Genomic DNA, 23,802 nt, shown 5'->3' with positions numbered 1-23,802 from the left:
CCTGTACTTTAGCAAAGGCATTTTAAGATAGCGCGTAAAAATGCCGTAAAATTTGTAACCTTGTGAGTGGCTTAGCTTGCACTTAGCTTAGGCAAATCGAGCTTGTTCACATCACACTTTGGCTAAATGATAAGGCTTACCGCATACACTCATGTTGTAAGCCTTAACCCTTGCGCAGGCCATTACGTATGATGCCAAAGCGCCTATCCAACCACTAACCCTGAATTATTTACCTGCCTGTCATTGAGTTGCCCGTCATTGAGTTAAGCATCACCAAGGTATTGGTGGGGGCACTAAGCGTTTGCCACTATAGCCAGTAACGGCGGCGAAGCGGGGATCTTCGGCTTCCCAATCTGCCTGTGCTTTGACTATTTCATCTTTGCTATGGCCGACAAAGTTCCACCAAATGCTGACAGGATCAGCCAATGGCGCGCCGCCAATTAGCAGTATGCGACAACCCGCCTCGAGTTTTATGGTGATGGTTTCGCGTAGCATGCCAAGGTAGGCGAGGTGGTTATTATCAAAACTGTCATCCTCGATTTGGAAGCGGCCTTCCAGTGGCATGAGGGCATATTCGAAACTAGGGTCGAGATTCAGAGTGAGTTCAGCGTCATGGGCGGCAAACAGATCTATGGCAACGATAGGTGAGAAGTGTAATGTGGGCGCCTGTTTATGATGCCAACTGCCAATCAGTAGGGTGAATTCGACGCCTGACTCGTGCCAAGCCGGTAGCTCGGGATAGTGATCGAATCTCGGAGTGGTATCTTTGTGCTTTAGTGGTAAGGCTATCCATAGTTGGGCTGCGTGCATAGTGTGATGACCCGCTATCGACTCTTCGGTGTGGGCTATGCCGTGTCCGGCTGTCATCAGGTTAACTTGTTTTGGGCGGATCACTTGAGCACTGCCGATGCTGTCTCTGTGCATGATTTCGCCTTCGAGCATCCAAGTAAAGGTTTGCAACCCAATGTGTGGATGTTGGCCGACGTTTAACTGCGGGCCGTCGGTGATTGGGCCAATATGGTCGAGAAAGCACCAAGGGCCGATAAGGCGGCGCTCTTTTTGTGGAATAGCCCGTGCGACAGGTATGCCGCCGACATCACTGATTTTGGGGGCAATTCGTTGAGCTTGAATGCGGCCATTTTCAATAGGACATTCCTTAGGGCCACCATAAAACTGTGCTTGTAGTTCACTCATGTTCGCTCCTTATTCCATTACTAGGGCATGCTCAGTTCAGTTTGGCTCGGTTCAGTGCTGCTAAGTGTGAACCTAGAATCTCGCATGGGGGTGATCTCATCTTGCATTCGAGCCGAAGGTTTTAGCTTCGGGTATTCCGGTCGATTTTGCAAATTGTGGCAGTGACCTGATAGAGGGCAACTGCACTTTTTAGTGGTTAACTTAACGTGTTTTAGGTTCTTCAAATTGTCCTTCGATACACTTTGATAGCCTAATTCAAGTACGAATGTGTGACTGAGCCCGCGTGAATGGGACTTTTATCTGTCCTTTACTTTAGCAAGCCTGTATTTATGTGGGCATTAGCGTTTGATGTTTTACTCGAGCCTAAATACGAGTGTTTGACAAGTTTGGGGCTCGGTGATTTTTATCATCCATGTCTTACGTTGGATCTGCAAAATCGAGTCTATCTTTTATGGGAGCTTGTGTTGGCGGCAAAGCCTGTCTTCACCCTAATCCATTCAGCGTACAGGCTTAGCACTCATAAATATATCATTGGTAAATATAACGTTGGGCTGTGATTCAGCGTGATAGATCAAGGAGAAAGCGTGCTCGAAAATCAAATGATGTTACTGGCGGTATTTGAACGGGCGGCCTTGATGCTGATGACCTTGTTCTTTTTAACTCGCACTCGACCGTTTCAGCGTTTATTCCAAAAGCGTAATCATACCCCCGCAGAGTTGGTTTCTGTGGCGGCGATATTTTGCTTATTTGCTGTATTTAGTACTTATACCGGCATTGAGGTTGAAGGCGCGTTGGTCAACGTGCGTATTATCGCGATTATTTCTGGCGGGATTCTATTTGGCCCTTGGGTTGGTATTCCTGCGGGCGTGCTGTCGGGGCTGCATAGATATCTTATTGATATGGATGGAGATACCTCTATTCCGTGTTTAATCGCTAGCATTATTGCCGGCCTTATGGCGACGTGGATTTATTACAAATGTCCCAAATCTAAGTTGTGGATTTATGGCATTGCGGCGGGCATGTTGTGCGAAACGCTGACCATGTTGTTGATTTGGTTGCTGACAGAGCCACACGAGGTGGGCGTTGAGATTGTGAGTCATATTGCCTATCCCATGATTGCGGGCACTGTGTGTATCGGACTGATTATCAAGTTAGTGCAGGATCTCGACGATGAGAAAGAGTTGATTGCCGCTAAGCAGGCCAAGCTCGCGCTGGATATTGCCAATAAAACCTTACCCTTTTTCCGCAAGATTGATCGCCATGCCTTAGAGCAAGTGTGCGCTGTGATCCGTAATGAAATCCATGCCGATGCTGTGGCGATTACCGATACTCGCGATGTATTAGCCTATATGGGCGTTGGTAAAGATTACTACGAGGTCGATGGTCATCAAGCGATTAGCGAAATGACTCAAAGGGCGATAGAGCAAGATCAAAACATTATTAACAATGACTTACGCCAATATCATTTATCGGACTTTCATTCGGTCATCATAATCCCGCTGCGCGAAAACGGCACTGTGAGTGGCACGCTGAAGATTTACTATCGCAATACCTATCGTATCACTAGCTCGTTGCGGGAGATGGCCGTGGGTTTGTCGCAGCTGATTTCGACCCAGATGGAAGTGTCGCGTATCGAGCAACTGCAAGAGATGACCCGCAAGGCGGAGTTTACGGCGTTGCAGAGCAAGATTAACCCGCACTTTTTGTTTAATGCCCTCAATGCGATTTCTTCTTTGATCCGTATTCGGCCACAGCAGGCGCGGCAGTTGATTGCTAATCTGGCCGATTATCTGCGCTATAACTTGGCTAAAGGCGATGAGCTGATTGATATCCAAGAAGAAGTGAAACAAGTCCGTGATTATGTGGCGATTGAGCAGGCGCGCTTTGGCGACAAGCTTGAAGTGATCTTCGATGTCGACGATGTGCATTTTTGTGTACCTTGCCTCTTGTTACAGCCGCTGGTGGAAAACGCCATTTTGCACGGCATTCAGCCGCGCAGTGCACCGGGTAGAGTGACGATAGAAGTGAAAAAACTCGATGCAGGTATTCGCGTCGCTGTGCGCGATACTGGCTATGGGATCCGCCAAGAGGTGATTGATGGCGTAGCTGCTGGCCGCGTAGAAAGCAGCAGTATCGGGCTGATGAATGTGCACCAGAGAGTGAAATTATTGTACGGCGAAGGGCTGCAGCTTAAACGGCTCGAGCCGGGGACTGAAGTCAGTTTTTACTTACCGGAAAATGAGGCGCAAGTATGTTAAAAGCCATCATAGTTGAAGATGAATATCTCGCCCGTGAGGAGCTAGAGTATTTAGTGAAGAGCCACAGTGAGATAGACATAGTGGCTAGCTTCGAGGATGGCTTAGAGGCCTTTAAATATTTGCAGGATCACGAGGTCGATGTGGTGTTTTTGGATATCCAAATACCGTCCATCGACGGCCTTTTGTTGGCGAAGAATCTGCATAAATCGACTCATCCTCCCCATGTGGTGTTTGTTACTGCCTATAAAGAATTTGCAGTAGAAGCGTTTGAGCTCGAAGCCTTCGATTATATTCTCAAGCCCTACAATGAACCGCGGATCATTAGCTTATTGCAGAAGATTGAACAGGTGGGACGACAAGCACCAAAGCCGCAACATGAGGCCGCGAGCAACACCAGTCGAACCGTGAATTTAGTCAAAGGTGAGCGGATTATCGTCACGCCCTGCGAGCAAATTTATTATGCCGAGGCCGATGAAAAACTCACTTATGTGTACACCCGCTCCGACCGTTATGTGATGCAGATGACCATCAGTGAGTTTGTCAGCCGTTTGCCTGCTGAAGGCTTTTTCCGCTGTCACCGTTCCTATTGCGTCAATATCAACAAGATCCGCGAAATCGTGCCTTGGTTCAATAGTACTTACCTGATCCGCTTGCATGATTTGTCGTTCGAGGTGCCCGTTAGCCGTAGTAATATTAAGGCTTTTCGACAGCTGATGAGGCTGTAATTGTCATTCATTCCTGCAGATCTGTATTTCATGCCTTAATTGATCGGCGCGAATCGCATCTCTCTTATAGTGGACTCAATTCCTGATCCCCTAAAGCGAGATGCATCATGACTAAAGAGATGAACCGTACTCGGTACCTGACCTTAGTTGGTACTATTATCACCCAGTTTGCACTCGGCTCAGTTTACACTTGGAGCCTGTTCAATGCGCAGTTGGCCGTTAAGCTCGACGAACCCGTCAGCCAAGTGGCATTTGTGTTTGGTTTGCTGAGTTTGTCTTTGGCCGTGGCATCTTCCATGGCGGGCAAATTACAGGAACGTTTTGGCGTACGTAATGTCACCTTAGGCGCAGGCCTGTTACTCGGCGTTGGATTCTTACTCACTGCCCAAGCCAGTAACTTGATGATGCTTTACCTGTGCGCAGGGATTTTAGTGGGCTTTGCCGATGGCACTGGCTACTTGATGACCTTGTCTAACTGCGTGAAGTGGTTCCCCGAACGCAAAGGGCTGATTTCGGCGTTAGCGATTGGCGCTTATGGTCTAGGTAGCCTCGGATTTAAATACATTAACGTGCTGTTACTCGAAAACACTGGCCTTGAAACCACCTTCCAACTGTGGGGCCTGATCGCCATGGCGCTGGTGTTATGTGGCGGTATGTTGATGAAAGATGCGCCTGCACAATCAGCCGCAAGTCAGCAGGCCGAAAGCCGCGACTTCACCCTCGCAGAAGCCATGCGTAAGCCGCAATACTGGATGCTGGCGCTGATGTTCCTGTCTGCCTGTATGAGTGGTTTGTATGTGATTGGTGTGGCTAAAGATATCGGCGAGAAGATGGTCGACTTGCCTGTACTGGTCGCCGCCAATGCTGTTGCTGTGATTGCTATGGCGAACCTCAGTGGTCGTTTAGTGCTGGGTATTCTGTCGGACAAAATCCCCCGCATTCGGGTTATTTCGCTGGCGCAGATCATCACCTTAGTCGGTATGGTGTTACTGTTGTTCATTCCTTTGAATGCTAACCTGTTCTTCGTCGCGGTCGCCTGCGTTGCCTTTAGCTTTGGTGGCACTATTACTGTCTATCCATCACTGGTGAGCGACTTCTTCGGCCTGAATAACCTGACTAAAAACTATGGGGTTATCTACTTAGGTTTCGGTATCGGCAGTATTATCGGTTCGATTGTCGCCTCGTTATTTGGTGGATTTATTGCAACCTTTAACGTGATTTTAGTGCTACTGGTGGTGGCGTTAGTCATGTCATTAACCATTCGTATGCCAGAGCCCAAAATTCCTGCGTCAGCTAAGAGAGTGACTAAGAGTGCATCTCGCTTAGTGAATATGACGGCTGAATCTGCATAGGCGCAAGCTAAGCTTTTCTTCTTTAGCCAAAAGCTAACATAAAAAATCCGCAGCCAAATGGCTGCGGATTTTTTACTGTTTATCCCGTATTTTATGGGCGAGGTTGTTACTCACGTTTAGGCTCGCTGACTTATCTATGTGATTACACTTTTGATGTTAGCTCAGTGCAGCCTCTTTTTTATCACACCAACAACAGGTAACTTGATAGCCTTAAAGCGTTATTCAGGATGTGTTGATGTTAACGGACCCTCTTTTTTGGTTGGTGGCGATACCTGCAGTATTGATTACTGGGATTTCTAAATCAGGTTTTGCGGGTGGCGTGGGCGGATTAACTGTCCCGCTATTGGCGCTGGCCATTAGCCCTGCTACAGCGGCAGCAGTCATGTTACCACTGCTGATTTATATGGATTTTTTAAGTGTACGATCATGGTGGGGGCAACATAATCCGCGTCATTTATGGATACTATTGCCCGCGGCGGTTGTGGGGATTTTTATCGCTTATCTGTTGTTCGATCGATTAAACGAAGATTACTTACGGGCGATTCTAGGCTGTGTGTCCCTCGGTTTTGGTTTGTATGGTTTGATCCTTGGGGATAAAACTCAAGCATCACCTTCACCTCTGATTGGGCGCTTGTGTGGCTTAACCGCCGGATTTACGAGCTTTGTTGCCCATGCGGGCGGGCCGCCACTCAACGCTTATTTGTTGCCGTTGCGTTTAGCTAAGACGGAGTTTTTAGCCACTGCCGTGGTGTTTTTTGCGGTGGTGAATCTGGTTAAACTTGTTCCTTACAGTTTGCTTGGGCAGATTAACCAAGAGAATATTATCGTTTCTCTGTTATTGGTGCCGCTTGCATGGTTAGGGGTAAAGTTAGGTTTATTCATTCAAGATAAAATTGACGATAGGTTATTTAAACGCATCATCTTGATTTTAATGGTGCTGGTGGGTGTGCGTTTATTGTGGACGGCGTTATAGTTTTAAGCTTTAGGTTATATTAGTCTGCTAGAGTGCGCGGGTGTTGGGGCGTTTTGATCCCCAGCCGCCCTGAATTTACCTGATAAAAACTCAAAATTACGTTACTGTGAAATCTGCCAGCAATGAGTTTGAAGCTATGAAACGATTACTGATAGTTATCTTAGCCTTAGGCCTTGGCGCTTGTGCTAGCGCGCCAGAACCTAAGCCTGTGGTAAAGCAAGTTGAACCCGCCACGGTTTGGAATGATAGCAATATCTCCGAACTGCATTCTGAATGGCGCGGAGTACCTTATCGCCTTGGTGGTGGCACTAAGCGGGGCATAGATTGCTCGGCCTTTGTGTCTGTCGCCTATCAGAAGATGTTGGGTATGACCTTACCGCGCACAGTCGAAGAGCAACAAGCCTTAGGTAAACCCGTGCCGAGAAATCAACTGCGCAAGGGGGACTTGGTATTTTTCAAGACGGGCTGGAGCACACATCATGTCGGCATTTATGTAGGAGGTGATAATTTTCTCCACGTTTCCACTAGCCAAGGGGTGAAGATTTCGAGCCTGCATAACAGTTATTGGGCGTCTAAGTATTGGAATGCACGGCGAATTTAACATATCTTCTTTATGCACTTGGGCTTATGAGTTAGCGGAGACAATATGTCCTTAGAGCCTGCGTTATCCCAGAGTGACCCTTTACCTACTTCTGTTTTCCTCGCCATTTTCTCCGCCGTATTCTTGCCCATGTTTTTGGCCGCGGTTGATCAAACCTTACTCGCGACGGCGACGCCAGCCATAGTTGAAGATCTTGGCGGTCTGCGCCAAGCCTCGTGGATCACTATCGGCTATATGCTGGCGATGGCTGCTTCTGTGCCGATTTATGGCTGGTTAGGAGATAACTTCGGTCGCGCGAAAATCCTGATGATCGCCTTAGTGATTTTTGCACTGGGCTCTATCGTTTCGGCGAGTGCAGGCACTATGGACCACATGATCGCCGGACGTATCTTGCAGGGCATGGGCGGTGGCGGTTTGATGAGTTTGTCCCAATCCTTAATTGGTGAGTTAGTGCCCATTCGGCAGCGGGCGCGTTTCCAAGGCTATTTTGCCGCTATGTTTACCCTCGCGAGTGTCGGCGGCCCTGTGATTGGCGGGATTGTGGTGCATGCCTATTCGTGGCATTGGCTGTTTTGGGCGAATATTCCACTGGCTATGCTGGCCGTATGGCGGCTCAATGGCTTACATAAGCGCAGCGTTAAACCCGTTCGCCAAGGCAAGTTTGATTTAGTGGGCGTGGTCTTGTTTCCGGCTATTATCACCGCGCTGTTGTATTGGTTATCTATGGCGGGGCAAGAGTTTGCTTGGCTTTCTGCGACCAGCTTAGGTTTTGCCGTCTTTGTGGTAGTTGGCATTTTAGGCTTGTTATTGTGGGAACGGCGATTGGCGAGTCCGTTTCTGCCGTTAGATTTACTGGCGAAGAAGGCCGTGTATATGCCACTGCTAACGGCGGCGCTGTTTGCGGCCTGTTTGTTTGCGATGATCTTCTTCCTGCCGATTTATCTGCAGGTGGGCTTACATACTAATCCCGCTAAAACTGGTTTACTGCTCTTGCCTATGACCTTCGGTATCGTCACTGGCTCGACGATAGCAGGCCGACTGTTAAGCAAAGATGTGGCGCCTAAGTGGTTACCGACCTTTGGCATGAGCTTAGCTTTTATCGGCTTGTTATTGATTAGTTTTGTTCCGCCCAATGCCAATGTGATCGGCGGCTTAGGTGTATTGGTCGGAATAGGGCTAGGGACTGTGATGCCGAGTGTGCAGCTCGTGGTGCAGAGCGTGTCGGGCAAGGCGCGACTCAGCCAGATCACGGCTATGGTGTCGCTATGTCGTTCTATGGGCGCCGCTATCGGCACTGCGTTATTTAGTGTGCTGCTTTATAGTCTGCTGCCACTCAAGGGTTCAGAGCTTGGCATCGCCACCATTAAAACTCTGCCGACAGAGGTGGTGCATCACGCCTTCCAATATGGATTTATGGCCGCTGCGGGTGTGGCATTGTGCGCCGCGATAGTCGGTTTTTTATCCCCTGCGACGGCATTAAAAGATCATGATAGCGAAACTGCGCAGTAAGCCTAGATTTGCAGGTGCACGACCCATTTAAGCCGTGTACTATTTGCGCTGAGCCGTATTTTTGTGGCCTTATTCGATTCCAGGACATAAGCATGACAATAACAAAACACTGGACCCTAAAGAGCATAGCCAACGAGTTGGGTGTCTCTAATGCCACTGTGTCTAACGCGTTTAATCGCCCCGATCAATTATCGGAAAAACGTCGTAATGAAATTTTAGCGGCTTGCACTAAGTTGGGTTATTTCGGACCAAATAAAGCGGCTCAATCCTTACGTAAGGGCAAGTTCGATACTGTCGCCTTGGTATTGTCGGACAGCGTGGAATACATGGTGTCCGATCCCGTCGCCAGTAAATTTATGAAGGGCGTGGCCTCTGTCTTGGAGCAAGAAAAGCTCAATTTGCTGCTGTTTTCGGGCAGCTCAGACAGTGTGAATGCGGTGGCTGACTTTGTGGATGGTTTTATCTGTTATGGTCGCCCGCGCAATGCCCTGTTAGCCGAGCAGTTAAAGCAGGTAAAGAAAAAGGTCGTCACCGTCGATTTTGATATCCACCGCAATGCATCAGTGAGCATAGACAATAAGTTAGCCGCCTATGAAGTGGCAAAACTGGCATTGCAATCGCCCGCAGACAATGTCGCCATTTTAGGGTTACGTTTGCTCGATACCCACTTAACTTGCCGCGTGTATGATTTAAATTTGTTAGAAATCGATACCTCTGTTGCCCATCAAAGATTACAGGGTTACTTGCAAGCGATTGAAGAAGTGGGCGTTGTTCTGGGGCCGGACCGCATTTGGAATATCCCCGAGAGCAATGCCGACTATGCGGCGATAGCGGCAAAAGAAGCGCTGAACTCGACTCCGCGGCCGAATGTATTTTTATGTATGAGTGACTTAATCGCCTTGAGTGTGCTCGGTGAGGCGCAGGCCATGGGGCTGAGTGTTCCCGAAGATGTGCGAGTCGTGGGCTTTGATGGCATAGATGAAGGCACACGTTCAAATCCGCCGTTAACGACCGTCTATCAATACTCTGAGCAGAAGGGCCGAAAAGCGGCGCAAATGTTTGTCAGTGATGCCGTGCATGCGGAAGTTTTGGGCTATGAATTACGCCTCGGTAAGAGCTGCTAATCGCTACATCTTTTAACTAAAAAAGGCGCATTCAATGCGCCTTTTTGCTATCTAAAAACTATGTCGCTTAGCTTGAACTTAAACCTAAGCTCAAGCCCGAACAAGAACGCAAGCTTATGCTTGAGCCAGCAGTCTTGATAACGACACTTGTGTCTCTTTACCTTGCTTATCTAAAAGGATGATTTGGCCATCTTTATTGGCAAAGTCGAGGGTGAGGCTCGCCTGCGAATCGGCCGCTGTCCAAGACAAGGTTAATGTGCGTTCTGCCGATGCCATTGTAAAGCGGCCATCGAAGGCTGAGCTGCTATTGCGCAGTTTAATCAGCTTCGTTAGCGCCTTAACGACAGGTTTGTGCATGGCTTGCTGCACTTTTTCACGATTCAAATAAGGGCGATTAATATCGCGGCCGACGTGAGTCCGGTTAAGCAGCGCCATATCGTTCGGGATTGCCAGCAGACCCGCGTAATACACCTGCGGAATCCCTGGTGCGAAAAACTGAATCGCCCGCGCCATCAAATAATCGAGGTCATTCTGGCCGAGTGCATCGTAATAGGTGCAGTTGATTTGATACAAATCGACGTTGCTGGCGGCCGCGCCTGTGGCCTGTAGACTCTCGCCCTTGCTATTGCCATGTATGGTTTCAACCAAATTATCGATTTGATTTTCGGTCAATAATCCGCGCAAGCCATCCATAGGGCCGACGTCGATAATGCCGATACCGTCGTGGGTGTCGAGTACGGTAATGCAGTTGCGTGGCGCCATTTCCAGCCAATGGGTCAAGGCTTGGCAATCTTGGCTAAACAGCGTGTGCAAGATGAGCGGTGGCAGGGCGAAGTCGTACACCATGTCGACCCGCTTGGCGATCTCGACCTGAGTCATGTGGTGCGAATGAATTTCGGCCAGCGTTGTCATACCTAACGCATTGGCTTGCTGGGCTAACTTATCCACAAACTCGAAGGACTCTTCAATCATAAAGCAGCTAGTGCCGGGCTTTTTAATCGCATAGCCCGCCGCATCTAAGCGGATCAGATTCACTTTACTGTGGTCGAAACGCGCCAGCACTCGGTTTAAATAATCTTTACCTGCGGTGGAATGAACGTCGATATCGATTTGATTGCGGGTAAAGGTGGTCCAAAACTCTTCGGTCGAGCCATCGGCTAAGGTGTAAGTGCTAAAACAACTTCCCGGACGTGGGCGATAGATAGCGGCTTGATCTTGCTCGCTTAATCCATCAGGGAATACCTTGTCTTTGGTTAAAAATAAATCCCAGTAAGCCGATTGCTTACCGTGCTTGAGTACGTCTTTAAATTCGGGTGACTCGGCGGACATATGATTAACGATAAGGTCTGCCATGATGTCGTAATCATCACCAATGCGTTTAACGTCATCCCAATTGCCTAAGCGTGAATCGACTTGTACATGGTCTATCGGATCGAAGCCCGCATCACTGCCGTCAATGGGAAAATAGAAAGGCAAAAGATGCACGCCGCCGAATAGACCTTGCAACTCGTCATCGAGTAGTGCTTTGAGCTCCTTGAGCCCGGCATTGGTAATTCTGTCGACATAGGTGATCAGTTGCACTTGGTTTTTCATACTTTGCCCACGCTTGAGTTGTCTTTTTAGAGTAAAGGTTTATGGCAATCCTTTAATTGATTGCACAACTAAACTTAATCGATTAAGTTGTATATTTAACCAATATGAAACATTATTCAAGTGGTTTGTTGGATTTTTGAGTTAGTCTCAAGTTTTGGGGGAGGCTGGCTCACTGCTGTACACAAAAGCCGAAACCTTTTCAGCATGCTGTCACTGAGCTGCTGAGAGCGAGTAGGTATAATAACGATAAGGTGAAATGGTATGGTAAGTGATTCAAAAGGTTGCGATAACCGCAATCATACCCGTATTCGGGTACTCACATATTTAATGTTTTTCATGTTCGCTATGACCTCTGATGCCGTGGGCGTCATTATTCCTGAGTTGATATCCCAGTTTGGTTTGTCCATGTCGCAGGCCAGTGCCTTCCATTATATGCCGATGATTTTTATCGCGGTGAGTGGACTGTTTTTAGGCTTCTTGGCGGATAAGATAGGGCGTAAGTTAACCATTCTATTGGGGTTATTGTTATTCGCGCTCGCCTGCTTCATGTTCGCGCTGGGGGAATCGTTTTACTATTTCTTGTTCCTACTCGCCTTTGTCGGCACGGCGATTGGCGTCTTTAAAACCGGCGCGCTGGGGCTTATTGGCGATATCTCGACTTCCTCAAAACAGCATTCGAGCACTATGAATACGGTAGAGGGCTACTTTGGTGTCGGTGCCATGATAGGGCCGGCCATCGTTAGTTATTTACTGATCAGCGGCGTCTCTTGGAAGTATCTGTATTTTGGCGCGGGTTGCTTCTGTTTAGTACTGTGTTGGTTAGCTTATCGGGCGGATTATCCGCAAATCAAACGTTCCTCGACGGATGCCATTAACCTTGCCAGCACCTTTAAGATGATGAAAAACCCTTATGCATTAGGGTTCTCGCTTGCGATAGGTTTATACGTTGCCACCGAAGTGGCGATTTACGTGTGGATGCCGACCTTGCTGCAAAGCTATCAAGGTGATTACACCACACTGGCCGCTTATGCCTTGACGATCTTTTTTACCCTGCGTGCGGGTGGGCGCTTTTTAGGTGGCTGGGTGCTCGATCGCTTCCCATGGCAGCAAGTGATGTTCTGGTTTAGCTTCGCGATAAGTGCTTGTTATCTTGGTTCTATGATCTACGGCATTGAAGCGGCAGTCGTCTTGTTGCCCTTGTCTGGGCTGTTTATGTCCATGATGTATCCCACGCTTAATTCTAAGGGGATTAGCTGTTTCCCCGTGGATCAGCACGGCTCTGTGGCTGGGGTGATTCTGTTTTTTACTGCCGTGTCCGCCGCCGTTGGGCCCTTGTTGATGGGGTTAGTGGGCGATATTTTCGGTCATGTTAAATATGGCTTCTACCTCGCCACTGGTTTTGCCATTTTGTTGTGCCTTCTGAGCGGATTTAATCTCGTTAAAGATCCTGCCCGTCATTTGTTAACTTTCGATGCGCACTAATTTGGGCTGTGACAGAAAATATTTTTCTGTCACATTTATTCAATTAATCAATATGTTGATATGTTACACCCAGAGTGCGAACCAAAATTGTGCAAAAAACACACTTGCTTTTTGTTATTAAGTTGCTAACTTGTTAACTTAATCGATTAAGTTGATTCGAGGTTCAGTTCAATATGACCTTGAGCAATCACTAAGATGGTTCTTCGATTAATCACAATTCGGTAGATGTAGCTATGGGGAGATAGGGCTGCATCTCAAATATGGGTGGGGACATAAAAATGATAAAAAGCACATCACAGAAATTCTTGTTAAGTACATTGGCCGTGTTGGTGAGTTCTCACCTTTGGGCAGCCGACGCACCACAACAGGAAGAAGCCAAGAAAGACGCGTTAGGTTTAGAAAGAATTACCGTGACTGGTGTTGCCCGTGGCACTCGTGTTATGGATTCGAGTGTGTCAGTCAGCAGTGTGTCACTGGCTGAGCTTGAAGTGAGTACGCCGCGTTCATCGGCCGAAGCATTCTGTATTATTCCGGGGATGAAGGTCGAGTCTACTGGCGGTGAAGGTAACGCTAACATAGCTGTGCGTGGTTTACCTGTGGCGTCTGGTGGTGCTAAGTTCCTGCAAATTCAAGAAGATGGTTTGCCAATCCTACAGTTTGGCGATATCGCCTTTGGTAATGCAGACATCTTTTTACGCTTAGATTCAACAGTGCAAACCATTGAATCTATCCGTGGTGGCTCGGCATCGACTGCGGCCAGTAATGCGCCCGGCGGCATTATCAATGTGATCAGTAAAACGGGCACCTCGGATTCGGGCAGTGTTGCTACTACTTTAGGGCTGGATTACGACACTTTCCGTACCGACTTTGAATACGGCACTAGCATCAACGACAGCCTGCGTTTCCATGTGGGCGGTTTTGTGCGTACGGGTGAAGGCCCACGCGACGCTGGCTATAACGCAAATAAAGGCGGTCAGATCAAAGCTAACTTAACCAAAGAATTTGATAAAGGTTATGTTCGTCTGTATTTCAAACATTTAGACGATAAAAGCATTGGTTACTTACCTATGCCTATGTACTCGGATGGCAGTTCAATCCCAGGTTTTGATGCGAAATCCGATGCGATTCAATCCGCGTATTTCCAGTCAACTTTGAGCTTAGGTGCCGATGGCGAACGTCGCCGTGGCGATATGCGCGATGGCATGAATCCAGTGGTCGATTCTGTCGGCTTAGAGGCATCCTTCGATTTAGGTAACGATTGGCAGGTTGAAAACCGTTTCCGTTTCTCCGACGTGAGCGGCAACTTCATCGCGCCATTCCCAGCCGAAGTGGCTAACGGTAGCGACATTGCCACCAGTATTGCAGGCACTGGCGCTAAGTTGATTTACGCCAATGGCCCTAATGCGGGTAGTCAGATGGACGGTTTAGCCATGCGTATCAATACCTTTGATGTGCAGATGAATGACTTTGGCTCAATCGTAAACGATTTTAAATTGACTAAAACCTTCGACGATACCAGCGTGACCTTAGGCTATTACAATGCCACCCAAAACATCGGCATGAGTTGGATGTGGAACTCTTATCTGATGGAAGTTAAAGGTGATAATGCCGCGCTATTAGATGTGGTTGCCACCGATGGCACTGCCTATTCTGACAATGGCCTCTATGGTTATGGCGTGCCTTACTGGGGAAATTGTTGCCAACGCAATTACGATACCGACTACAGCATTAAAGCGCCTTACCTCGCGTTAGCCTCGAGTTTTGGTGACTTATCGCTTGATGCCAGTGTGCGTTATGACAGCGGTGATGCGAGCGGTAACTACGCCGGTAGCGTGCAATCGCAAGTGGATATGAATCTCGATGGGGTGATTTCAATCCCTGAGCAGAGCGTGTCTTCTATCGACAATGCGAATCCTCAGCCAGTAAATTACGATTGGAGCTACACCTCTTACTCATTAGGCGCTAACTATCAATTTGCCAGTGACTTAGCCGCCTTCGGTCGCTTGAGTCACGGTGGACGCGCCAATGCCGACCGTCTGTTATTTGGTAAAGTGCGTGCCGATGGTTCAGTGGCGAAGGAAGATGCGGTTGATATCGTTGACCAGTACGAGTTAGGTGTTAAGTACCGTTACGATGATTTGTCTGTATTTGCGACGGCATTCTACTCAGAAACCGAAGAGCAAAACTTTGAAGCCACGAGCCAACGTTTCTTCGACCGTAAGTACAAAGCGAAAGGTATTGAAATCGAGTCGGCCTATTTCATCGGTGACTTCGATTTTAGAGGTAACCTAACCTGGACCGATGCTGAGATTGCTAAAGATGCATTGACGCCAGAAGTGGTGGGTAACACCCCAAGAAGACAGGCTGATTTTATCTACTCCTTGATGGGCCGTTACAACTTTGACCAAGGTTCAGTGGGCGTTAACTTAATTGGCACTACGGATTCTTATGCTCAAGATAATAATGACTTAAGTTTCGATGGCTACAACCAAGTGAATGCCTTTGCGACTTACAATCTGACCGAAGCCATGAGTGTGTCCTTAAACGTCAACAACTTGTTTAATGCCACGGGTATTACTGAAGCGGAAGAAGGCTCAATCCCTGATAACAATATCATCCGTGCCCGTACCATTAATGGCCGCACCACGAGTGCGACGCTTAAATACGAGTTCTAAGCGGATATTGGTACAGAAACTGTTTATACAGAAAAAATGCTAAGCCCAAAACAGCCCATGAAAGTGGGCTTTTTGTCAGATACAAAATGCAGAATATAGAATACAAAGTTGGAGTGAAAATGACGGTATTACTCAGTTTCGGTGAGGTGTTAGTAGACTTGCTGCCGACCGATGCCACGGGCAAACATCACCAGCCGATTGCCGGTGGCGCGCCCGCCAATGTGGCCGTAGGTTACGCGAAACTCGGCGGTCAGAGTTACTTTGCTGGCGGCATCAGCGCCGACCATTACGGCGTCATGTTAAAGCAAGCCTTAGCGGAGCAGGGTGTGGCGACCGATTATTTGGCCGAAGTACCGGGCGCCGCTACCGCGACTGTACTGGTCAATTTAGATGAACAGGGCGAGCGCACCTTTGAGTTTAACCGCACTGGCACTGCCGATATGCGCTACAGCAATCAGCATTTTGACCATATCCCATGGCAGGGGATTGATATCTTTCACCTTTGCTCGAATACCTTTACCGAAACCGCCATCTTTAACACTAGCCTTTATGGCGCGCGTTGTGCCAATGCGTTCGCGACTTTAGTGAGCTTTGATGTGAACCTGCGTTTATCCCTGTGGCAAGACTTGTCCTTGCTGGCCGAGCGGGTTGAGCAGTGTTTTCGCTACACCCAAGTGCTGAAAATGAGCCGCGAAGAAGCGGACTACTTAGCGTTAGCGCGGGATAAGAGTTTTGAAGATTATCTGCAGTTTTGCCTCGCCCAAGGGGTTGAGGTGATTTTGGTCACCGATGGTGCCAATCCAGTACAATGCATCACAGCGCAGCAAAGGTTTAGCGTACCCGTTCCCAAAATCTCAGCCGTCGATACCACGGCGGCAGGCGACAGTTTTATCTCAGGTTTTCTGTTCGCCTTAGGCTTAGATCTGGAATACGATTTAAGCCATTTGACCTTGAAACAAAGGCTAGAAAGCAAAGAACACTTAGAAGCGGCGGTGGTATTTGCCACTCGCTGCGGCGCGATTACCTGCGGGCAAAAAGGCGCGTTTCCCTCTTTGCCCACACTGGCTCAGGTGAGCTCATTTTTGCTTTAGATCTGAGCCGATATTTGTCTCTTCTCCTTGGCATAAATTGCACATATATTTCAATGTAATGTACTAAATCTATTTTTTATGCTGAAAATATCGCTAAAGCAGATGAATATTAAAAATATACTGCTATAGTGTAACTATTATTTTTTTTCATCATAAAAAGTCTGCGTTAGTGATAGTTTTTACTGTCAATACCTGTGGTGAAACGTAGCACTTTGAGGTGGTACTTATGTCTGATATGAAAAACGTAGAAAGTGATACCCAAATAAATCATATGCTTAACATGAGAAACCAGCTAGCTGTGCAGATGGCAGCGTTAGATCGTGAATTGCAAATACTGCTTCTTAAACAAAAGCGTGATGGATTTCAGCCGCTAACGCAACAGACAGTACAAGAGATGGTGGCCGAACATATGGGGCAGCTAAAAGTGAAGGAGCTAACCTTATTTGCCGATATTGCGCCAGCTACTTACTACAAAATTATGAGTAAGCTTGAGTCGGTAAAAATTGGCACCCTAAAGACACTACTTAATACCATTGGGTTAGATTTATTTATTGGTAAGAAAGCACCGGACGTTAGTGTTCAAATTAGCTCTTCGAATGAGGCTAAGTCATGAGAGCTAATCGAATTGGTTATGTCTACAGTAACAACCGATTTGCCGGTGAACTGCTAGAGTACGACACGCTAGAGGGGTATGAGTACAGCTTCACCTATGCGGACTCGTATATTGCCTCAGGCCTGCCGCAGATTGGCTATAAGCTGCCACTCACCCATGAGCCATATCGCCGAAACTATTTGCCGCCATTTTTTGCTAACCTGATGAGTGAAGGTTGGGTGAGGCGTCACCAAGCGAGAATCGCGAGATTAGATCAAGATGACAAGTTTGGCTTATTACTGGGAAATGGTGCCGAGCTTATTGGTCCCGTCAGTGTGCTGACTGAGTATCGTGGTGATGATATCTCGTCCGCGATAGAATTGATCTCTGTTCCGATGAAAAGCCTTAAAGGTTACCAGATTGATTTTCCTCGCAGTGAGTTTAACGAAGTGGCCATGGAATCCTTAGGTGGCGTATCTATCTCTGGTGTTCAACCTAAAATGTTTCTAACCTATGCCGAAGGCAAACCCAAAACACTGACCAACGCCGTCGGCATGGGACCATACATAGTTAAACCTTCTCCCAACGACTTTCCAGAGTTGGCGGAGAACGAATTTATGGTTATGCAGTTGTGTAAGGCAGTTGGTTTCAATGTTGCAGAACATCACTTAGTTCCCTTTAGTTGTGGGCAACTGGCCTATGTGACTGCACGGTTTGATCTGGATAGAGAGACTGGTAGAAAGCGTGAATTTATCGAAGATCTGGCATCTGCGCTAAATGTTGCGCCGGGGAATAAGAGTAGCGATACATTGTCCTATGAAAGAGCGATTAAAGAAGCGTATCAATTGAGTGGTGGCCATGTGCAATTGCTCAAAGATGGCTTTCTGCAGGTCCTAATGGCCTATATCGTTGGCAACAATGATTTGCATTTGAAAAATATTTCCCTTAGCCGTGCTAGTGACAGTAACAGGGCCTCTGGGTACACCCCCATCTATGACATGGTCTCAGTTGCTCCCTACAAGCAATACGATAATTCGGGTGAGTTAAGTATTTGGTTACTTGAGTCAGAGGTGGCAAGAGGATTCAGTACATCATCATATGAGCATTATGGTTACTATACTGGCCATGATTTTAGTGCCTTTGCTGAAGCGATTGGGTTGGGTGAACGAGCAGGAAAAGTATTGATGAATGACCTTGGCAAAAAAGTGGCAAAAGCTCGGGAGAAGGTTATTGCGAATGCACCCGGTAGTGAACAGCTTAAGCAAATAATTAGTGATAGGATAACGGCCAGATTAAGCACTCTGACTCGGCCAACGCTTTGATAATAACTTGCTGCAATAGGCTAAGCTGAAAGTGTTCGTTTTTCAATATTGCCCTTTGTGCTCATTGCATCTCCTCTATACATACAAATGCTACGCATATAGCGCGAACCTCATCACGTTTTAGTCGCTCCATTGGCTAGGCATTTGTGCTATTTTAGCTGCGGCTTAAGGTCGAAGCTGTAGCGGCTTCTTCCATGCTTGATGTCGATATTTTTTATTTCGGCATGTTTCATTTCAACATCACTGGGGATTTCCTATGAGCAAAGCAAAAATCGGTATTGTGACGGTAAGCGATCGCGCCAGCGCGGGGATTTATGAAGATATCTCAGGCAAGGCGATTATCGACACACTCAACGACTACCTCACCAGCGAGTGGGAGCCGATTTATCAAGTGATCCCCGATGAGCAGGATGTGATTGAAGCGACGCTGATCAAAATGGCTGACGAGCAGGATTGCTGCTTGATTGTCACTACCGGCGGCACTGGCCCAGCGAAACGCGATGTTACCCCAGAAGCCACTGAAGCCGTCTGCGATCGCATGATGCCAGGCTTTGGCGAGTTGATGCGCGCCGAGTCATTGAAATTTGTCCCCACTGCCATTTTATCGCGCCAAACCGCAGGTTTGCGTGGCGATTCTTTGATTGTGAATTTACCCGGCAAGCCAAAATCGATTCGCGAATGTTTAGATGCCGTGTTCCCCGCCATTCCTTACTGTATCGACTTGATGGAAGGCCCGTATTTAGAGTGCAATGAGTCGGTTATCAAAGCATTCAGGCCTAAGGCTAAGTAAGCTTCTATCTAGCTTGTAAAACAATAAGGCCACTGAAATTCAGTGGCCTTATTGTTTTGTTCGTTTAGGGCTCATAACTGATTAATCTGTTGCTTTAGCTCGTACTCTGGCTCTGTCACGATTTTTTCAAGTACTTGTACTCGCTCGATCAGTGCTTGGTTTTGTAGGCTGAGTTGAGTCACTTTATCCTTAAGATGGCTATCGTCTGCGGCGCCTACTCCAAATTGGCGCGCTTTTAGATAGTGCTTAAGCATCTCAGTAGCACTCATTCCTATGATGAAGGTGACCATAATCACCATTAAGACATATTCGTTTTCCATAACAAACTCCCGTAGCTATTGAGGTTTTCAACTTGGGAGCGACTTAGTTATCGCTCCTCAAGTTTGTCGGTTTAAGTTTATCGTCCCCAAGTTTATCAATCGAAGCGACCTATAAACCGAAGATCACTTTTTCACTCTTGAGCGACCTTTCCATGCCAAAGGCGAGCAATACCGCAATGGCGAGTGTGCCTAAGGTCGAAACCAGTAACTGCAACATGGGCAAGTCTTTACCTTTGATAAAGTCCATTAATGCCTGTTGCTGACCCGAGACGGGCAACCACTGCAGCATATCTGGCGCTATGTTGTAACTGGCGGCCATCGACAGGGCTAAGGGCACAAACAGCACCATAGTCAGATAGGACTGAGCTTCCTTAAAGGTTTTCGCCATAAAAGACACAAAAAGTTGCAGACAAGCGGCCATTAACGCGACGGGGATGCCGACCACTAACATCAGCGCCATAAATTTCGTGGTGATGTTGACGCTAAAGCCGAGTTCTTGCCAAGGCACAAAGGCGTAGGCGATTTTAGACACCAGCAAAATCAGCACTAAACCGAGCAGAGCGAACAGGCTCACCGCAATAATTTTTGACAGTACTAATTGGCGAGTGGTCAGCGGATGGCTCAGTAGCAGGGCCAAGGAGTTACGTTCGCGCTCACCGGCACTGGTGTCGATCGCTAGGTTCATCCCCGAGATAAATACCGAGTAGATCATAGTGAAAATGGCGATACCTAAGATCATCCCACCTTTAGAGTCTGTAGTGGCTTTGTCTTGCACATTCACTTTAAGCGGTTGCACCACGCGGGGGTCAATACCGCGGGCGATTAAACGTAAACTGCCCATTTCAGCGCTGTAGGCCTGCAGTTGCTTCTCGAGTCTGCGAATCGAGTTCTGTAATTTCTCTTCAGAGTTATCGGCCACGATAGTGATTTCGGCGCTTTTGCCTTGGTTCATCTGCGCGGCATAGTCGGTGCTGATGATCAGTTCTATTGCTTTAAGGTCTTTGGCGTCAGAGCCATCGGCTGCGCCTTGAGTGATGCCTTTATTCGATAAAAATCTTACTAAATCCGGTGCTTTATCGGGATTTTTAATAGTGATTTTCAAATCATCGGGGCTGGTTAGCTGGCCAATTAACACCATAAATAGGCCGCACATGATCAGCGGCGTGCCTATGGCGTAGTAGAGACCCGCCATCACAGAGCGCTTATCGCGGGCGGCATCGATGAGTTCTTTACGAACCATAGCCATTATTTTATTCATGCTGTCATTCCCTTATCCATGATCTTATCTATCTGAGCTTGTACATCATTGATGCTGCCTGCATTGTTGTTAGTTTGAGTCATCATGCCGCTATCCCTTCATCCGTGCCGATAAGTTGAATAAAGGCTTCTTCGAGTGAGTCTTTGCCAGTTTGAATGCAAAGCTCAGTTGGGCTGCCAATGGCGACGACTCTGCCTTGGGCCATGACGATCACTTGGTCACACAGCGCGGCGACTTCCTGCATCACGTGGCTAGAGAACAGCACGCAATGTCCTTGATTTTTAAGATCGATAAGAATGTCACGCAGTAGGCGAGTGCTCATCACATCCAGCCCACGTGTCGGCTCGTCGAGGATAATATTGCTCGGGCTGTGGACGATTGCCTGTGCGAGGGCGGTTTTCATTCTTTGTCCTTGGGAAAAGCCTTTGCAGCGGCGATCGCTAGTGTCCTCGAGGCGCAATTTCGCAATCACTTGGCTGGTGGCTTCCTTGGCCTCCTTGGATGATAGGCCGCTTAGCTCGGCAAAATAGCGAATGTATTCCCGTGGTGTTAAGCGTTCGTACAGACCAAAAGGGTCGGGGAATAGCCCGAGTTGCTGTTTAGCGCCAATAGGGTCGATGGCGACATCTATGCCTTCGATTTCAGCCTTGCCGTTATCGGGTTTCAGCAGGCCAAAAATCGTGCGTAAACAGGTGGTTTTACCTGCCCCGTTCGGGCCGAGTAGTCCTGTGATTTGGCCGTTTTGTGCGACGAAACTTAAGTCATTCAGCGCCTGCACGTCACCGATGCGCTTGGAAAGATGGGATACTTTAATCATGGCTTATTCCTTAGCTCCAGTGCTGGCGTGATCATCTGTTGTCGTGGTTTTTGTGCTGGTCGCATTAAGCGGTTCTACCGAGCTGGCATTTAAATAAAAGCTGCGGCGCACATCTTTGTTTAAACATTCGCCGTCGAGATCGTTGACTGAGCCCGAGCGAACGAGATCGGCAATCAGGTTATTGGCGCAGGATTGATAGGCCACACCGTGGGTCGCATAAGGAGCGACAAAGTGTTTGGCATTGGTGAGTTTTTCCATGGCTAACTCGCCCCAGCTTGGTGGGGTAGCGGGGTCGATTTCGCCGGATAACAACAAGGTCGGAATGTTGCTGTTAATGGGCTCGCTAAAGTTGTTATCGACCGCAGGGACTTTCCATATTGAACAAGTCGCCTCTAAGCCTTCGAGCATGGTTCTGCCCATAAAGGATTTTTTGGCCTGCTCGTGCATGGTTGGGGTAATGCGGTGCATATCTTCGCCACAGACCACAGAGGCGTGCATGCCCATCGCCATGCCTGCATTGTCGATAGTGAGGGCATAGAGGCCGAGTATAGGTTGGAAGTTGTTTTTCGATGCTTGATGAATCGCATGGGGCAAGAGGGCGCGCACATTGGCTTGATACAGCGCCATGCGGATCGAGCCAGAGAATTTACCGCGCGTCATGGTCAACATGGTTTTTTCTCCCGTGACGGGATCGTAAACGTTTTCCATCACAGGGCCAGTGGCGAGCTTAGCGTCGACTCGCTCAAAGTCTGCTTTTAACAGGGGAAATTGACTGTTACAGGCGGCGGTTGCTTGGCAATCCTTAAACAATAAGTCGAAGCCACGATCAATCGCCGAGCCAATTTCTAATACGCTTTGCTGCATGGGCACTATGCCGTCTAAGGTCACTGTGGCTAAGTGCTCTGGATATAAACGCATGTAAAGTTGCGCCATGCGAGTGCCGTAGGAGATGCCGTAAATATGCAGTTTTTTATAGCCTAAGTGCGCACGTACGGCTTCGAAGTCTTTAATCGCATTGAGGCTACCGTATTGGGTGACGTCGGCATCGATTTTGGCTAAGCATTTTTGTGTTTCGGCTAAGGTATCGGCATTGTCATCATCGAATGACAGTGGAGATTGCGCGCCTTCATCGCAGGCCAGCACATTCGAACGACCTGTGCCCCTTTGATCGATCAGTAAAATATCCCGCTGTTGGCGGACTTTGCTCAGCATGGCATCGAAACCTGCCGCATTCTCTATGGCCGATTGTCCTGGGCCGCCTGCAATTGCCAGCAAGGCTTCTTCATGGTTGTCATTTTTCACCGCAGGCAAAACAACGTAATGCACTTGGATCTGTTTGCCATCGGGTTTGTTAGGGTTTTCTGGCACAGTCACAAAACCGCAGTTTAGGCGATCGGAAACGCCTTCTACATAACAAGTTTCGATCTTATTAGCGATATCTGCCGTCGCTTGTGTCTCTTGGCTTTTCACATCACTCGCCCACGTCGCCGTACTTGCCATTGCCAGTATGAGGGCGCTCATTCTCAAAGTACGCGTGCGCCATGTGGCACCATGCCGTGGCTGAGTTGGCACAAGGCGTTGAACTGTGTTGCTTAACTTCCTGTGTGTCATGCTATGTATCATGCGCGCTTTCCTTTTTGCATTTCAGGACGAGTGTGTTAATTTAAATACCAGTGTATCGGTGTATCAATGTATTAATACAGTGTGTAAAGGCTAATGTTAGAACTTTTAAATGTCAACCCCAGCAGTGGTGAACCCATTTACAAACAATTACACGAACAAGTCGTGCGTTTAATTGTGGGTGGTCAACTGCAAGTGGATGATGTCTTACCCTCAGTGCGCCAGATTGCCGAGCATTTAGCGGTAAATCCCATGACGGTATCCCGCGCCATTCAACAGCTGGTTGACCAAGGTTGGCTCGAACGTCGCCGCGGCCAAGCGACAAAAGTTGCGTTGCGAACTGAGACTATGGCATCGGGTATTAGCCTGCTCGAACCCCAGCTTGATGCCCTGTTGTCGCAGGCAAAGCAGTTAGGTGTCAGCTTGCCCGAGTTGCTGCAATTGCTAAATGAGCGCTGGCAAGATTAGAAAGTAATGTACCGATAAATAGCATAAAAAGGATGAAA

Annotated in this window: 20 protein-coding genes; 14 read left to right on the top strand and 6 right to left on the bottom strand. The window is 47.9% G+C overall.

Translation table 11 applies throughout. The features are described 5' to 3' along the window. Positions 1 to 270: 270 nt before the first annotated feature. Positions 271 to 1,194, bottom strand: a complete 924-nt coding sequence (locus L5M17_RS10610) for a pirin family protein (protein WP_263147247.1) — start codon at positions 1,192 to 1,194, stop codon at positions 271 to 273. Between the two features lie 584 nt (positions 1,195 to 1,778). Here L5M17_RS10610 and L5M17_RS10605 point away from each other — a divergent pair. The 7 genes from L5M17_RS10605 (at position 1,779) to L5M17_RS10575 (ending at position 9,736) form a co-directional block, all read left to right on the top strand. Next, positions 1,779 to 3,452, top strand: a complete 1,674-nt coding sequence (locus L5M17_RS10605; protein ID WP_287478759.1) for a sensor histidine kinase — start codon at positions 1,779 to 1,781, stop codon at positions 3,450 to 3,452. Further along, a complete protein-coding gene (locus L5M17_RS10600; RefSeq protein WP_263147244.1) occupies positions 3,446 to 4,177 on the top strand; it encodes a LytR/AlgR family response regulator transcription factor in 732 nt (243 codons plus the stop codon). The genes L5M17_RS10605 and L5M17_RS10600 overlap by 7 nt, the downstream gene beginning before the upstream one ends. A 107-nt stretch (positions 4,178 to 4,284) precedes the next feature. Then, positions 4,285 to 5,529 carry an MFS transporter gene (locus tag L5M17_RS10595; RefSeq protein WP_263147241.1) on the top strand — a complete coding sequence of 415 codons (1,245 nt, stop codon included), beginning with the start codon at positions 4,285 to 4,287 and terminating at the stop codon, positions 5,527 to 5,529. A 235-nt stretch (positions 5,530 to 5,764) separates the two neighbouring features. Next, entirely contained in the window at positions 5,765 to 6,502 is a 738-nt protein-coding gene (locus tag L5M17_RS10590) for a sulfite exporter TauE/SafE family protein (RefSeq protein ID WP_263147238.1), read from the top strand. A 136-nt stretch (positions 6,503 to 6,638) separates the two neighbouring features. Further along, positions 6,639 to 7,103, top strand: coding sequence for an NlpC/P60 family protein (locus L5M17_RS10585; protein ID WP_105250911.1), 465 nt, complete (start codon positions 6,639 to 6,641; stop codon positions 7,101 to 7,103). Positions 7,104 to 7,148: 45 nt separating this feature from the next. Next, positions 7,149 to 8,612 (top strand): MFS transporter, encoded by a 1,464-nt coding sequence (locus tag L5M17_RS10580; protein WP_263147234.1) that lies wholly within the window; start codon positions 7,149 to 7,151, stop codon positions 8,610 to 8,612. Between the two features lie 92 nt (positions 8,613 to 8,704). Further along, on the top strand, positions 8,705 to 9,736 hold the full coding sequence (locus L5M17_RS10575) for a LacI family DNA-binding transcriptional regulator (protein WP_131524537.1): 1,032 nt from the start codon (positions 8,705 to 8,707) through the stop codon (positions 9,734 to 9,736). A 114-nt stretch (positions 9,737 to 9,850) separates the two neighbouring features. Here the strand turns inward: L5M17_RS10575 and gtfA are convergent, their stop codons facing one another. Continuing rightward, positions 9,851 to 11,329: a sucrose phosphorylase gene (gene gtfA, locus L5M17_RS10570; RefSeq protein WP_212601158.1), complete on the bottom strand. Its 1,479-nt coding sequence runs from the start codon at positions 11,327 to 11,329 to the stop codon at positions 9,851 to 9,853. Between the two features lie 261 nt (positions 11,330 to 11,590). Between gtfA and L5M17_RS10565 the strand changes: the two genes are divergently transcribed. The 6 genes from L5M17_RS10565 (at position 11,591) to mog (ending at position 19,281) form a co-directional block, all read left to right on the top strand. Continuing rightward, positions 11,591 to 12,811, top strand: coding sequence for an MFS transporter (locus L5M17_RS10565; protein WP_212601157.1), 1,221 nt, complete (start codon positions 11,591 to 11,593; stop codon positions 12,809 to 12,811). Positions 12,812 to 13,089: 278 nt separating this feature from the next. Continuing rightward, positions 13,090 to 15,486 (top strand): TonB-dependent receptor domain-containing protein, encoded by a 2,397-nt coding sequence (locus L5M17_RS10560; RefSeq protein WP_263147228.1) that lies wholly within the window; start codon positions 13,090 to 13,092, stop codon positions 15,484 to 15,486. Between the two features lie 119 nt (positions 15,487 to 15,605). Beyond that, positions 15,606 to 16,577: a carbohydrate kinase family protein gene (locus L5M17_RS10555; RefSeq protein WP_263147227.1), complete on the top strand. Its 972-nt coding sequence runs from the start codon at positions 15,606 to 15,608 to the stop codon at positions 16,575 to 16,577. A 226-nt stretch (positions 16,578 to 16,803) separates the two neighbouring features. Further along, positions 16,804 to 17,190, top strand: coding sequence for a hypothetical protein (locus L5M17_RS10550; protein WP_263147223.1), 387 nt, complete (start codon positions 16,804 to 16,806; stop codon positions 17,188 to 17,190). Further along, positions 17,187 to 18,491, top strand: coding sequence for a type II toxin-antitoxin system HipA family toxin (locus L5M17_RS10545; RefSeq protein ID WP_263147221.1), 1,305 nt, complete (start codon positions 17,187 to 17,189; stop codon positions 18,489 to 18,491). The genes L5M17_RS10550 and L5M17_RS10545 overlap by 4 nt, the downstream gene beginning before the upstream one ends. A 256-nt stretch (positions 18,492 to 18,747) precedes the next feature. Continuing rightward, positions 18,748 to 19,281: a molybdopterin adenylyltransferase gene (gene mog, locus L5M17_RS10540; RefSeq protein WP_105250920.1), complete on the top strand. Its 534-nt coding sequence runs from the start codon at positions 18,748 to 18,750 to the stop codon at positions 19,279 to 19,281. A 71-nt stretch (positions 19,282 to 19,352) separates the two neighbouring features. Here the strand turns inward: mog and L5M17_RS10535 are convergent, their stop codons facing one another. From L5M17_RS10535 to L5M17_RS10520, 4 genes are all read right to left on the bottom strand, one after another. After that, positions 19,353 to 19,601 (bottom strand): hypothetical protein, encoded by a 249-nt coding sequence (locus L5M17_RS10535; RefSeq protein ID WP_106648667.1) that lies wholly within the window; start codon positions 19,599 to 19,601, stop codon positions 19,353 to 19,355. A 109-nt stretch (positions 19,602 to 19,710) separates the two neighbouring features. Then, a complete protein-coding gene (locus tag L5M17_RS10530; protein ID WP_263147216.1) occupies positions 19,711 to 20,859 on the bottom strand; it encodes an ABC transporter permease in 1,149 nt (382 codons plus the stop codon). Between the two features lie 82 nt (positions 20,860 to 20,941). Beyond that, positions 20,942 to 21,676 carry an ATP-binding cassette domain-containing protein gene (locus L5M17_RS10525; protein ID WP_263147213.1) on the bottom strand — a complete coding sequence of 245 codons (735 nt, stop codon included), beginning with the start codon at positions 21,674 to 21,676 and terminating at the stop codon, positions 20,942 to 20,944. 3 nt (positions 21,677 to 21,679) lie between these two features. Beyond that, the gene (locus tag L5M17_RS10520) at positions 21,680 to 23,299 is read right to left on the bottom strand and encodes an alpha/beta hydrolase (RefSeq protein ID WP_263147210.1); all 1,620 of its coding nucleotides are present in this window, start codon (positions 23,297 to 23,299) and stop codon (positions 21,680 to 21,682) included. Between the two features lie 93 nt (positions 23,300 to 23,392). On the opposite strand from L5M17_RS10520, the gene L5M17_RS10515 reads away from it, so the two are divergent. Then, positions 23,393 to 23,764 (top strand): GntR family transcriptional regulator, encoded by a 372-nt coding sequence (locus tag L5M17_RS10515; RefSeq protein ID WP_263147209.1) that lies wholly within the window; start codon positions 23,393 to 23,395, stop codon positions 23,762 to 23,764. Positions 23,765 to 23,802: the final 38 nt, after the last annotated feature.

The organism is Shewanella sp. SW24, assembly GCF_025653395.1.
Taxonomy (GTDB): domain Bacteria; phylum Pseudomonadota; class Gammaproteobacteria; order Enterobacterales; family Shewanellaceae; genus Shewanella; species Shewanella oncorhynchi.
Note: the sequence above shows the minus strand (reverse complement) of the source record. Positions and strands in the feature narration are given on the sequence as shown.